Source organism: Planomonospora algeriensis (genome assembly GCF_977012225.1).
On the sequence record NZ_CDRNDK010000156.1, the window covers coordinates 1 to 13,069 of the forward strand.

Below are 13,069 nucleotides of genomic sequence, written 5' to 3' on the forward strand. Positions count from 1 at the left end.
CGGCGGCGAGAGGTGCGCGGCGCCCGGAACCGGGACGGTCGGAGCTGCTCTTGTCGGCCACGGCCAGAGCCTAACGCCGGGGCCTCCCGCGCGGCACGCTCCGGCGAGGGGCGTTCCGCCGGACTCCCCGCCGGACTCCGCCGTGCCCTCCGCGGCCCGTACGCGGCCCGCATGTGAACCGGGTCGTCCCGGGCCGCACCCGCCGTGCCCGCCGCGACCCGGGTCGTCCCGCTTGTGACCGAGGGCGGACCGTACGTAGACTCGGCGGCGGCGGACTCCCCCGCCGAACCTCCTCGATCGGGCACCCACGCCGCCCGTGCTCCACGGAGGCAAAGGGGACTCATGCGCCTCGGGAGGCCGCAGGTCTCGTGCGCCGACCGACGTCGCGGCGGGCCGACCGGCAGGCGTGGGCTGCGGGTGGCCGTGCGCCGCGAGCGGAGCCAGCATGACCAGCAAGAAGCAGCTCAAGATCCGGATCCGGGCGCGGATGGCCAAGACCGGCGAGAGCTACACCGCCGCCCGCCGGCATGTCGTCGACCGGCCCGAGCCCGTGACCGACGGCGCCTGGACCTTCCACGGCGGACGCCACCCGGGCAGCGCGGCCATCGCCGCGGTCCTCGCCAACCAGGGCGTCGCCGTCAGCGAGCCGATGGTCTTCCTCGCCGGAGGCGGCATCGGCGCCGGGTACATCCTGTGGGAGTTCAAGCACGACGACAGCCGCCACCTCACGCTCGGCTTCCGCAACCAGTGGCAGTACCACGACCGCTGGACGGCCAAGACCCTGGACCGGCTCGGCGTCGGCTTCACCGCGCACACCACCTCGGGGACCAAGGGCGCGGCCGCCCGGCTCGCCGGGGAACTGGACGCCGGGCGGCCCTGCATCGTGCTGCCCGACCGCTACCACGTCGGCTACTGGGGTCTCCCGGAGAGCCTGGACGGGTACGGCGGGCACCCGGTGGTCGTCTACCGGAGCGACGGTGAGGACGTGCTCGTCGACGACCGGGGAACGGCCCCGATCAGGGTGCCGCGGACGCGGATGGACGCCGCCCGGGCCCGCGTGTCGTCCTACCAGAACGTCATGCACGTCCTGGACCCCGACGGTCCCGCCGGGATCGACGCCGAGCGGCTGGCCTGGGCCGCGCTGGAGGGGCTGCGCGACGCCGCCGAGCACCTGAGCGCGGCCTCCGAGTCGTTCTCGCTCCCGGCCTGGCGCAAGTGGTCGCGGATGATGGTCGACCGCCGCAACGCCAAGGGCTGGCCGAAGGTGTTCGCCGACGGGCGCGGGCTGGCGGGGGCCCTGCTGTCGATGTGGGAGGGCGTGGAACCCGTCGGCACGGACGGCGGCAACCTCCGCGACCTGTTCGCCGACGGGCTGGAGGAGGCCGGCGCGCTGCTGGACCTGCCGCTCGCGGACCTGGCGGAGGAGTTCCGCCGGATCCACGGGCTCTGGCACGGCCTGGCCGAGGCGGCCTTCCCGCTCGACGTCCCGGAGTTCGCCCGCATGCGCGCGCTCACCGCCCGGATCCGCGAGTCGCTGCTGGCGGAGGGCACGGCGGGCGGCGGCTCGGGAGCGGACGCGGGGACGGCCGCGGGGGGAGGACCCGCGGGCGACCGCGGGGGGGAGCGGGAGCGGTGATGCCGCAGGACGCGGTGGACGGAGCCGCGGAGCTGCGGGAGCTGCGGGCCGCGGTGGACCGGGCCTCGCCGGTCGAGGACCACGAGGCCCTCTTCGCCGAGCTGAGCACGCGCCTCGCCGGGATCCACCGGGCGGAGAGCGAGGCGGTCGCGGCCCTGCGGGACCTGCTCCGGCAGCCGGGCCGGGGATGAGGTCCCCGCGGTGAGGGCGGGGTCCTCTGGCATGCTGGGCGGATGCTCGCTCTCATCCGCTACTCGGTGCCGCCCGCGCGCACCGGGGAGTTCTTGACCCAGGCGCACGACATCGTGGACACGCTGGCCGCGCAGCCGGGCTACGTGCGCGGCCGCGTGGCCAGATCGGTGGACGAACCGGACCTGTGGGCGCTGGTCAGCGAGTGGGAGGGGGCGGGGTTCTACCGGCGGGCCCTCGGCGCGGCGCGGATGGCGATGTACCCGCTGATGACGCTGATGATCAACGAGCCGAGCGCCTTCGAGGACGTCGAACGCGGTTGACGCGCCGCCCGGCCCGGCCGGAGCGCCGCGGACGGCCCCGGCGCCCCGCACCGCCCGACCGGCCGCCGGAGGACGCACCGGGGCCGGCGCGGGGAGCGGCGGACACGGGCCGGGTGCGATGTGCGCGCCCGGCCGCTCTCCGCTCCCCTAAGCTGGGAGCCCAGTCAATTCCTCGCCGACCTCCAGCCGGATGGAGATTTTCCCTTATGTCACGCCGTACGGACATCATGGACACCATCGTCAGCCTCTCGAAGCGACGTGGGCTCGTCTACCCCTCCAGTGAGATCTACGGAGGCCTGCGCGCGTCGTGGGACTACGGTCCGCTGGGCGTGGAGCTCAAGAACAACGTCAAGCGGCAGTGGTGGAAGTCCATGGTCCAGGGCCGGGAGGACGTCGTCGGCCTCGACTCGTGCGTCATCCTCGCCCGCGAGGTGTGGCAGGCCAGCGGCCATGTGGAGACCTTCACCGACCCGCTGACCGAGTGCCAGTCCTGCCACAAGCGCTACCGCGCCGACCACCTCGAAGAGGCGTACGCCGAGAAACACGGCAAGCCGGCGGCCGGCGGCCTGGCCGACATCACCTGCCCGAACTGCGGCAACAAGGGCGCCTTCACCGCGCCCAAGCAGTTCAGCGGCCTGCTGAAGACCTACCTCGGCGCGGTCGAGGACGAGTCGGGCCTGGCCTACCTGCGCCCGGAGACCGCGCAGGGCATCTTCATCAACTACCTCAACGTGCAGCAGTCGGCGCGCAGGAAGATCCCGTTCGGCATCGGCCAGATCGGCAAGTCGTTCCGGAACGAGATCACCCCCGGCAACTTCATCTTCCGCACGCGCGAGTTCGAGCAGATGGAGATGGAGTTCTTCGTCAAGCCCGGCACCGACGAGGAGTGGCACCAGTACTGGATCGACGAGCGCTTCCGCTGGTACGTCGACCTGGGCATCAGCAAGGACAACCTGCGGCTCTACGAGCACCCGCAGGAGAAGCTGTCCCACTACTCCAAGCGCACCGTCGACGTGGAGTACCGCTTCAACTTCACCGGAAGCGAGTGGGGCGAGCTGGAGGGCATCGCCAACCGCACGGACTTCGACCTGACCGCGCACGGCAAGGCCTCCGGCACCGACCTGAGCTTCTTCGAGCAGGACACGGGCGAGCGCTACGTGCCGTACGTGATCGAGCCGGCCGCCGGCGTCGACCGCGCGACGCTCACCTTCCTCATCGACGCCTACACCGAGGACGAGGCGCCCAACGCCAAGGGCGTCATGGAGAAGCGCACGGTCATGCGCCTCGACCACCGGCTCGCACCGGTCAAGGTCGCGGTGCTCCCGCTGTCGCGCAACGCCGACCTGTCGCCGAAGGCCAAGGACCTGGCCGCCGAGCTGCGCCGCCGCTGGAACGTCGAGTTCGACGACGCGGGCGCCATCGGCCGCCGCTACCGCCGCCAGGACGAGATCGGCACGCCGTTCTGCGTCACCGTCGACTTCGACACCCTGGACGACCACGCGGTGACCATCCGCGAGCGGGACTCCATGGCCCAGGAGCGGGTCGCCCTCGACCAGGTCGACTCCTACCTCCGCCAGCACCTCAACGACTGATCCCGCCGCTCGTGGCGTACGGCTCCCGCCCCTTCGGACGGGAGCCGTACGCGCCCGGGGGAGCGGCCGGCGGTCCCCGTGGAAGACGAACCGGCGAACCCGGCAGGTGATGCGGTGAAGCGACCCACGATCGATGACATCGCCCGCCGCGCGGGGGTCTCGAAGGGGGCCGTCTCGTTCGCGCTGAACGGCCGTCCCGGCGTGTCGGCGGAGACCCGGGGCCGGATCCTGGCGATCGCCACCGAGCTCGGCTGGCAGCCGAGCAGCGTCGCCCGCGCGCTCTCGGAGGGCAGGGCCGACGTGCTGGGCCTCGTCGTGGCCCGCCCGGCCCGCACGCTGGGGCTCGAACCGTTCTTCATGCAACTGGTCTCCGGGATCGAGGCGGCGCTCTCGGCGGCCTCGGTGGGCCTGCTGCTGCAGATGACCGAGGACCCGGAGACGGAGATCGCGGTCTACCGCCGCTGGTGGGCGCAGCGCCGGGTGGCCGGGGTGATCCTGGTGGACCTGCGGGTGGACGACCCGCGGGTCGCGGTCCTGGAGGAACTGGGGATGCCCGCCGTCGTCGTCGGCGGTCCCGAGGGGGCCGGCCGGCTGCCGGCCGTCTGGAGCGACGACGCCGGGGCGATCGAGTCGGCGGTGGAGCACCTGGGAGCGCTGGGGCACCGCAGGATCGCCCGGGTGGCCGGCCCGGAGGTGCTGCGGCACACGGTCGTCAGGACCCGCGCGATGGAGGCGGCGGCCGCCGCGCGCGGCATGGAGAGCGTCACCGTGCACACCGACTACGGCGCCGACGCGGGAGCGGACGCGACCCTGCGGCTGCTGCGTTCCCGCCACCGGCCCACGGCGGTCGTCTACGACAACGACGTCATGGCGGTGGCGGGCACGGCGGCCGCCCAGGACGCCGGGATCGCCGTGCCGGAGCGGCTGTCGGTGGTGGCGTGGGACGACTCCGCACTGTGCCGGCTGACCCGCCCGCACCTGACCGCGGTGAGCCGGGACATCGCCGCCTTCGGCGCGCGGGCCGCGCAGAGCCTGCTCGACCTCGTGGCGGGAGCCGAGGTCGGCTCGTGCCGGGACGCGACGCCCCGGCTGGTGGTCCGGGGGAGCACCGCGCCGCCCGCGGAGTGAGCGGGGGAGTCCGCGGCACCCGGCCACCGGGGACGCCGGGTCCGGGAGGCACCGCGCCGTCCGCGGAGCAATCGGGCGGCCCGCCGCCGGTTGACCGCGTCCGCGCCGGAGCGGGATCCTGTCCGCCTCCCCTCACCTGACAAGGAGCTGACGATGTTCGTCGACATGCCGCTGGACCAGTTGCGCGCCTACCTGCCGGAACGGCCGGAGCCCGCCGACTTCGACGCGTTCTGGGACCGTACGCTGACCGAGGCCCGCAAGCACGACCTCGGAGCGGTGTTCACCCCGCACCCGAGCGCGCTGACGGTGGCCGACGTGTACGACGTGACCTACGCCGGGTACGGCGGGCATGCGATCAAGGGCTGGCTGCTCGTGCCGCGCGGGGCACAGGGCCCGGTGCCGTGCGTGGTGGAGTACATCGGCTACGGGGGAGGCCGGGGCCTGCCGATCGACTGGCTGCTGTGGCCGTCGTTCGGCTGGGCGGTGTTCGTGATGGACTCGCGGGGCCAGGGGGCGGGCGGCTGGCGGCGCGGCGACACCGCCGACCCGGAACCGGGCACGGGCCCGCAGACCCCCGGTGTGATGACCAAGGGCGTCCACGACCCGGACGACTACTACTACCGGCGGCTCTACACCGACGCCGTCCGGGCGGTGGAGGCGGCCAGGAGCCATCCGGCGGTGGACGCCGGCAGGATCGCGGTGTCGGGCGGCAGCCAGGGCGGCGCCATCGCGCTGGCGGTCTCCGCCCTGGTGCCGGACCTCGCCTGCGCGCTGATCAGCGTGCCGTTCATGTGCCACATCCGGCACGCCGTGCAGATCACGGACGAGAACCCCTACGCCGAGCTGGCCGTCTACTGCCGGGTCTTCAAGGACCGGGTGGAGGAGGTCTTCACGACCCTGTCGTACTTCGACGGGGTCAACTTCGCGGCCCGCTCCGCCACCCCGGCGCTGTTCTCGGTGGGCCTGCGCGACGGCATCACCCCGCCCTCCACGGTCTTCGCCGCCCACAACCACTACGCGGGGCCGAAGGAGATGCGGGTGTACCCGTACAACGGCCATGAGGGCGGCGAGTCCGCCCACGCCATGGAGCAGGCCGCGTTCCTGCGGGCGGCCCTCGGCGGGTGAGGCCCGGCCGGTCCGGGCGCGAGTGAGGAAGTGCGGGGTACGGCGTGCGCGCCGTACCCCGTATTCGTTGTGCGCTCCCGCCGGGCCGGCGGGGGCCGGCGAGAGCGCGGTGAACGCGGGCGAACCGCGGAGAACGATCGGGAATTGGTTTACACCAATTGGTTTATACCAATTCCACGGGTGACCGATATCACGTGGAAAATGTTGCCGATTTTAATTGGATTAGACCGGCATGTGGGCGTTGAGCTGCATAGATGTGCTTCGCGGGTAAGGGTGGCGTTTCATTTGCCTCTTCATCGGTAGAGTCCCGACTAAGGCGAAGAGCGCGTCATTTGAAGCCGTAGAAGGAGCAGCCGTGCCCAAGTACGTATACGACTTCACCGAGGGCAACAAGGATCTCAAGGATCTGCTCGGCGGTAAGGGGGCCAACCTGGCCGAGATGACCAATCTCGGGCTACCGGTCCCTCCCGGCTTCACGATCACCACCGAGGCGTGCCGCGCCTTCCTGGCCGGAGGCTCGCTCCCCGACGGCCTGGAGGAGGAGGTCGCCCTCCACCTGGCCGCGCTGGAGCGGCGGATGGGCCGCCGCCTGGGCCAGTCCGACGACCCACTGCTGGTGAGCGTGCGCTCCGGCGCCAAGTTCTCCATGCCGGGCATGATGGAGACCGTCCTCAACATCGGGCTGAACGACGAGTCGGTGCGCGGCCTGGCCAAGCAGGCCGGCGGGAACGAACGCTTCGCCTGGGACTCCTACCGCCGCCTGATCCAGATGTTCGGCAAGACCGTCCAGGGCATCGACGGCGAGCTGTTCGACGGGGCCCTGGAGCGGCTCAAGGCCGGCCGCAGCGACCTGGACCTGCAGGCCGAGGACTTCCAGCGCCTGGTCGAGACCTACAAGGAGATCGTCCGCGCCGAGACCGGCGAGGACTTCCCCGCCGACCCCTACCGGCAGATGCGGATGGCCGTCGAGGCCGTCTTCGCGTCGTGGAACGCCCCGCGCGCGCGCTCTACCGCCGCCAGGAGCGCATCCCGGCCGACCTGGGCACCGCCGTCAACGTCTGCTCGATGGTCTTCGGCAACTGCGGCATGGACTCGGGCACCGGCGTGGCCTTCACCCGCGACCCCGGCAGCGGCCAGCAGGGCGTCTACGGCGACTACCTGCAGAACGCCCAGGGGGAGGACGTGGTGGCCGGCATCCGCAACACCATGCCCCTGCAGCAGCTGGAGACCATCGACAAGGACTCCTACGACGAGCTCATGCGGATCATGGAGAAGCTGGAGAACCACTACCGCGACCTGTGCGACATCGAGTTCACGGTCGAGCGCGGGAAGCTGTGGATGCTCCAGACCCGGGTGGGCAAGCGGACGGCCGCGGCCGCGTTCCGCATCGCCGTGCAGCTGGCCGACCAGGGCCTGATCGACCTCGACGAGGCGGTCACCCGCGTCACCGGCGACCAGCTCGCCCAGCTCATGTTCCCCCGCTTCGACGGCGGCGCGGACAAGAAGAGGATCACCAAGGGGATGAACGCCTCCCCGGGCGCGGCCGTCGGCAAGGTCGTCTTCTCCTCCGAGCGGGCCGTCGAGCTCGCCGCGGCGGGCGAGGCCGTCATCCTGGTCCGCCGGGAGACCAACCCCGACGACCTGTCCGGGATGATCGCCGCCCAGGGGGTGCTCACCTCGCGCGGCGGCAAGACCTCCCACGCCGCCGTGGTCGCCCGCGGCATGGGCAAGACCTGCGTCTGCGGGGCCGAGGAGCTGGAGGTCTCCGCCGCCGAGCGCCGCTTCACCGCCCCCGGCGGCGTCGTGGTCGCCGAAGGCGACGTCATCTCCATCGACGGCTCCAGCGGCGAGGTGTTCCTGGGCGAGGTGCCGGTGGTCGCCTCCCCGGTCGTGGAGTACTTCGAGGGCGCCCCCGTCGGCGGCGACGAGCTGGTCGCCGCCGTGCACCGGATCATGTCCCACGCCGACGCCGCCCGCCGCCTGGCGGTGCGGGCCAACGCCGACAACGCCGAGGACGCCGCCCGCGCCCGGCGGTTCGGCGCCCAGGGCATCGGGCTGTGCCGTACCGAGCACATGTTCCTCGGCGACCGCCGGCAGCTGGTCGAGGACCTCGTCCTGGCCGACGGCGACGACGAGCGCGAGCGGGCGCTGGCCGCGCTGGAGCCGCTGCAGCGGGCGGACTTCACCGAGATCTTCCGGGCGATGGACGGCCTGCCCGTCACCGTCCGGCTGATCGACCCGCCGCTGCACGAGTTCCTGCCCGACTACACCGAGCTCTCGGTCAAGGTCGCCCTGGCGGGGGACCGGGCCTCCGGCAAGGACCGCAGGCTGCTGGCCGCGGTCAAGCGCCTGCACGAGCAGAACCCCATGCTGGGCCTGCGCGGCGTACGGCTCGGCCTGGTCGTTCCCGGCCTGTTCGCCATGCAGGTCCGGGCGATCGCCGAGGCGGCCCGGGCGGTGCCCGGTGCCCGCGCGGAGATCATGATTCCGCTCGTCGGCGCCGTCCAGGAGCTGGAGTGCGTCAAGGAGGAGGCCGCCGGGATCCTGGCGGAGGCGGGGGTCGAGGCGGCGGTCGGCACGATGATCGAGGTGCCGCGCGCCGCGCTCACCGCGGGCCAGATCGCCGAGGCCGCCGAGTTCTTCTCCTTCGGCACCAATGACCTCACCCAGATGACCTGGGGCTTCTCCCGCGACGACGTCGAGGCCGCGTTCTTCTCCCGCTACCTGGACCTGGGCGTCTTCGGCGTCTCCCCGTTCGAGACCCTGGACCGCGACGGCGTCGGCCGGCTCGTGCGGATCGCCGCGGAGGAGGGCCGCAGGACCCGCCCGGACCTCAAGCTCGGCATCTGCGGCGAGCACGGCGGAGACCCCGACTCGATCCACTTCTGCCACCAGGCCGGCCTGGACTACGTGTCCTGCTCGCCGTTCCGCGTGCCGGTCGCCCGGCTTGAGGCCGGCCGCGCGGCCCTGGCCTGCGCCGGTTCCGACACCCGCTGACGGGACCGGCCGCGGATCCGCAGCCGGGCCCGCGGCCGCCGAGAGGGCGGCGGCGGGCCCGGCGGGACCTTCCGCAGGCGAAGGGAAGTCCCTCGGATCCCGCAGTGTCCCCGAGTGTTTACCGACTGTCAGGCATGGAACGGTCCTATCGGGGATAAAATCACTGCACTTATGCATCGCTATGACGAGTCCGATCAGGCCCGATGGGTGCCGGAACCCCCCGGCAACCCCGAGCGAGGCCCGTTCGCCCGGGACCGCGCGCGCGTGCTGCACAGCGCCGGGCTGCGGCGCCTGGCGGCCAAGACGCAGGTGGTCGGCCCCGGGGAGACCCTGGCCAGCGGGCAGCACATCCCCCGTACCCGGCTGACCCACTCCCTGGAGTGCGCGCAGATCGGCCGGGAGATGGGCGAGGCGCTCGGCCGCGACCCCGACCTGGTGGAGACCGCCTGCCTGGCCCACGACCTCGGGCACCCGCCCTTCGGGCACAACGGCGAGACCGCGCTCAACGAGGTCGCCGCCTCCTGCGGCGGCTTCGAGGGCAACGCGCAGAACCTGCGCCTGCTGACCCGGCTGGAGGCCAAGGTCCTCACCGAGGACGGCCGCAGCGCCGGACTGAACCTGACCCGGGCCACCCTCGACGCGGCCTGCAAGTACCCCTGGCGCAGGCCGGAGCCGGTCGAGGGGCTCACCGGCCGCCGGCCGTACGGCGCCTACGACGACGACCTGCCGGTCTTCGAGTGGATCCGGCAGGGGGCCCCTGCCGGACGGGTGAGCTTCGAGGCGCAGATCATGGACTGGGCCGACGACGTCGCCTACTCGGTGCACGACCTGGAGGACGCCCTGCACGCGGGGGAGGTCACCCTGGGGATGCTGCGCGACGGGGCCGAGCGCCGCGACGTGTGCGCCACCACCCGCGCCTGGTACGCCCCGGAGGCCGATCCCGCCGAGCTGGAGGACGTCTTCGCCCGGCTGGTCGCCTCGCCGCTCTGGCCCCGCGAGGTCGACGGCTCGATGTCCGGCCTCGCCGCGCTCAAGGGCCTCACCAGCGCGCTCATCGGCCGCTTCTGCCGGTCCGCCGAGGTGGCCACCCGGGAGGCGTACGGCCCGGCCCCCGGACGCTACGGCGCCGAACTGGTCGTGCCGAGGTCCAGCCGCCTGGAGTGCGCGGTGCTCAAGGGGGTCACCGTCCACTACGTGATCACCCGGGAGGACCACAGCGCCAACCGGGCCCGGCAGCGGGAGCTGATCCACGACCTGGCCCGCCTGATCGCGCGGGGCGCCCCGGACTCCCTGGAGCCCGCGCTCCGGCCGGCCTTCGCCAGGGCGGGCGACGACGCCGCCCGGCTGCGCGTGTCGTCGACCAGATCGCGTCGCTGACCGACACCTCGGCGGTCACCTGGCACCGCCGCCTGGGCGGGCGCTGACGGGACGTCCCGGGCGGGGCCGGCGGGCGACCGCACGGGAGGCCCGCGCCGGGCTCGGCCGGGAGGGCTCCGGCGGGCTCGGCGGGGAGGGCTCCGGCGGGAGCGTCAACCGTTCAGGGTGGTGACCTGCCTGCTCTCCTCCACCGGCTTCTTGCGCGGCTTCCTGGTGGGCGTGGGGGTGGGCTCGGGCTTGGACGTGCACAGGATCGCGCACGCGGGAGTCCGGCCGGTGCGCTTCATGAGGGCCCGCGTCTCGTGCGCGGGGGACAGGGTGCGGTTCCCCTCCAGCCAGGCGTCCAGGTAGTTCCAGGGCTTGACCATGCCGCGCCGCACCCACCACAGGGAGGGCTCGGTCTTCCAGGAGATGGCGAAGTAGAGGTTGCTGGCGGTGTCGCGGGCGTTGCCGGAGTTGCCGATCTGCCCGAGCGCCTGTCCGGCCTTGACCCGGGTGCCCGGCGCGATCCCGGGCGCGACCGAGTCGAGGTGGCCGCCCAGGTAGAGCACACCGTCCTCCCCGGCGACCGTGACGAACCGGCCCTCGCGGTCCTGCCCCCGGTCGGTGGAGGGCTTCCACCGGTTCTTGATGTTGACCTCGTGAACCACGCCGTCCACCGGGGAGACGAACGAGCAGCCCTTGCCCGCCCAGATCGTGGTCTTGGGCAGCACCAGCAGCTTGCGCTGGTAGGTGGCCTCGCAGCCCTGCACGGGGAAGGTGTAGGTGAACTCCGAGACCTTCGGCGGGGGTACCGGGATGGGCTCGTCGCCCGGGGGCGGCTGCACGGTCATCGGGGACGGCGAGGGCGTCGCGGAGCCGGTGTCGGCCACCGGCGGCGGGATCGTCGCGGTCACCGAGTCCGGGGCCGCGACCAGTTCGGCGGAGGCCGGAGGCACCGTGCTGACACCCGCCACCCCGGCCGGAGAAGCGCACGCTCCGGTGACGAGGACGGCGCCCGCCACGGCGGCCAGTCGTGTTATGTGCCCCGATCTCATGATGTCCACCCGCATAAGTTATCCAGAATCGGCCGTTACCTTTGTAACGGACCTCATCATCGACCACGACCGGTTCGGGAAAGTCGCTTTGAGGTCGCTTCCCACCGATCTCCGGCATCGTTCCGGCACGCAGGCCGGTCCGGCGCCGGTCCGGAGCCGGCACGCAGACCGGTCCGGCGCCGGTCCGGCGCCGGTCCGGGGGCTGGACCGGCGCCACCGGAGCTGTCGGAACGCCGGACTAGACTCGCGGCGTGGCAGGCCGGATCAGTGATGAGGACATCGCGCTCGTGCGGGAGCGCTCACCGATCGCCGACGTCGTGGGCGAGCACATCCAGCTCCGCAACGCCGGCGGCGGCAACCTGAAGGGGCTCTGCCCCTTCCACGAGGAGAAGAGCCCCTCCTTCAACGTCACCCCCGCCCGCGGCTACTACTACTGCTTCGGCTGCTCCGAGGGCGGCGACGTCATCACCTTCGTGCGCCGGATGGAGCACCTGTCGTTCGGCGAGGCCGTGGAGCGGCTGGCCCAGCGGGCCGGCATCCAGCTCCGCTACGAGCAGGGCGGCTACGTCCCCGGACGGGAGCAGGGCGAGCGCAGCAGGCTCATCGAGGCGCACCGGGCCGCCGCGGAGTTCTACGCGGCCAAGCTGGCCGACCCGGAGGCCGCACCGGGCCGGAGGTTCCTGTCGGAGCGCGGCTTCGAACGGGTCGACGCCGAGCGTTTCGGGGTCGGATACGCACCTGCCGGGTGGGAGGCGCTGACCCGGCACCTGCTGGCCCGCGGGTTCACCGCCGCCGAGCTGGTCAAGGGCGGACTGGCGAAGGAAGGGCGCCGGGGCCCGATCGACCGGTTCCGGGGGCGGCTGGTCTGGCCGATCCGCGACATCACCGGTGATGTGATCGGGTTCGGCGCGCGGAAGCTGAACGACGCCGAGGACGGCCCCAAATACCTCAACACGCCGGAGAGTCCGCTCTACCACAAGAGCGAGGTCCTCTACGGCGTCGACCTGGCCAAGCGGGAGATCTCCAAGCAGTCCCGGGCGGTGATCGTCGAGGGCTACACCGACGTGATGGCCTGCCACCTGGCGGGTGTGACGACGGCCGTGGCCACCTGCGGCACCGCGTTCGGGGCCGAGCACATCAAGGTGCTGCGGCGGCTGCTGCTGGACCACACCGGATCGCAGGGGGAGGTGGTCTTCACCTTCGACGGCGACTCGGCCGGGCAGAAGGCGGCGCTGCGCGCCTTCGCCGACGAGCAGAAGTTCGCCACCCAGACCTACGTGGCCGTGCAGCCCGACGGGCTCGACCCGTGCGACCTGCGGGTCGCCAAGGGCGACGCGGCGGTCCGCGACCTGGTGGCGAGCCGGCAGCCGCTGTTCGCGTTCGCCATCCGCAGCGTGATCTCCCGCCACGACATGAGCACCAACGAGGGGCGGCTGGCCGCGCTGGACGCCGCCGCGCCGATCGTGGCGGGCATCAGGGACCGGGCGCTGCGCCAGCTCTACGGAGTGGACCTGGACCGCTGGCTCGGCTTCAACAACGAGCGGTTCGTGATGGACCGGATCGCCGAGGTGGCCATGGCCGCCAAGGACTCCAGGGACCCCAGGGGCGCCGCCGCGGGGAGGTCGCGCGAGGGCGGGCCGGGGGGGCCGGGCGGCCGGGGGCCGA

Annotated in this window: 8 protein-coding genes and 2 pseudogenes; 9 read left to right on the plus strand and 1 reads right to left on the minus strand. The window is 72.8% G+C overall.

What is annotated here, in order from left to right; translation table 11 throughout:
* Positions 1–445: 445 nt before the first annotated feature.
* The 8 genes and pseudogenes from ACWJ6R_RS17565 to ACWJ6R_RS17600 all read left to right on the plus strand — a co-directional run bounded on the left by ACWJ6R_RS17565 (position 446) and on the right by ACWJ6R_RS17600 (position 10,414).
* A complete protein-coding gene (locus ACWJ6R_RS17565; RefSeq protein WP_449063251.1) occupies positions 446–1,636 on the plus strand; it encodes a BtrH N-terminal domain-containing protein in 1,191 nt (396 codons plus the stop codon).
* The gene (locus ACWJ6R_RS17570; RefSeq protein WP_449063252.1) at positions 1,636–1,827 is read left to right on the plus strand and encodes a hypothetical protein; all 192 of its coding nucleotides are present in this window, start codon (positions 1,636–1,638) and stop codon (positions 1,825–1,827) included. Before ACWJ6R_RS17565 ends, ACWJ6R_RS17570 begins: the two co-directional genes overlap by 1 nt.
* A 42-nt stretch (positions 1,828–1,869) precedes the next feature.
* A complete protein-coding gene (locus tag ACWJ6R_RS17575) occupies positions 1,870–2,148 on the plus strand; it encodes an antibiotic biosynthesis monooxygenase family protein (protein ID WP_449063253.1) in 279 nt (92 codons plus the stop codon).
* Between the two features lie 206 nt (positions 2,149–2,354).
* A complete protein-coding gene (locus ACWJ6R_RS17580) occupies positions 2,355–3,740 on the plus strand; it encodes a glycine--tRNA ligase (protein WP_449063254.1) in 1,386 nt (461 codons plus the stop codon).
* Between the two features lie 114 nt (positions 3,741–3,854).
* On the plus strand, positions 3,855–4,868 hold the full coding sequence (locus ACWJ6R_RS17585) for a LacI family DNA-binding transcriptional regulator (RefSeq protein WP_449063255.1): 1,014 nt from the start codon (positions 3,855–3,857) through the stop codon (positions 4,866–4,868).
* 153 nt (positions 4,869–5,021) lie between these two features.
* Positions 5,022–5,993: an acetylxylan esterase gene (locus tag ACWJ6R_RS17590; RefSeq protein WP_449063256.1), complete on the plus strand. Its 972-nt coding sequence runs from the start codon at positions 5,022–5,024 to the stop codon at positions 5,991–5,993.
* Between the two features lie 355 nt (positions 5,994–6,348).
* Positions 6,349–8,990 (plus strand): annotated as a pseudogene (gene ppdK, locus ACWJ6R_RS17595) (pyruvate, phosphate dikinase).
* A gap of 171 nt (positions 8,991–9,161) precedes the next feature.
* Positions 9,162–10,414, plus strand: a pseudogene (locus ACWJ6R_RS17600) (deoxyguanosinetriphosphate triphosphohydrolase).
* A 105-nt stretch (positions 10,415–10,519) separates the two neighbouring features.
* Here ACWJ6R_RS17600 and ACWJ6R_RS17605 read toward each other — a convergent pair.
* Positions 10,520–11,404: a M23 family metallopeptidase gene (locus tag ACWJ6R_RS17605; protein WP_449063258.1), complete on the minus strand. Its 885-nt coding sequence runs from the start codon at positions 11,402–11,404 to the stop codon at positions 10,520–10,522.
* A gap of 251 nt (positions 11,405–11,655) precedes the next feature.
* On the opposite strand from ACWJ6R_RS17605, the gene dnaG reads away from it, so the two are divergent.
* The coding region (dnaG, locus tag ACWJ6R_RS17610; protein ID WP_449063257.1) for a DNA primase at positions 11,656–13,069 on the plus strand (1,414 nt) is incomplete at its 3' end.

Excerpts from the sequence above, each read along its gene's own strand:
- ACWJ6R_RS17565 (WP_449063251.1), top strand. The coding sequence starts at position 446 with ATGACCAGCAAGAAGCAGCTCAAGATCCGGATCCGGGCGCGGATGGCC.
- ACWJ6R_RS17570 (WP_449063252.1), top strand. The coding sequence starts at position 1,636 with ATGCCGCAGGACGCGGTGGACGGAGCCGCGGAGCTGCGGGAGCTGCGG.
- ACWJ6R_RS17575 (WP_449063253.1), top strand. The coding sequence starts at position 1,870 with ATGCTCGCTCTCATCCGCTACTCGGTGCCGCCCGCGCGCACCGGGGAG.
- ACWJ6R_RS17580 (WP_449063254.1), top strand. The coding sequence starts at position 2,355 with ATGTCACGCCGTACGGACATCATGGACACCATCGTCAGCCTCTCGAAG.
- ACWJ6R_RS17590 (WP_449063256.1), top strand. The coding sequence starts at position 5,022 with ATGTTCGTCGACATGCCGCTGGACCAGTTGCGCGCCTACCTGCCGGAA.
- ACWJ6R_RS17605 (WP_449063258.1), bottom strand. The coding sequence starts at position 11,404 with ATGAGATCGGGGCACATAACACGACTGGCCGCCGTGGCGGGCGCCGTC.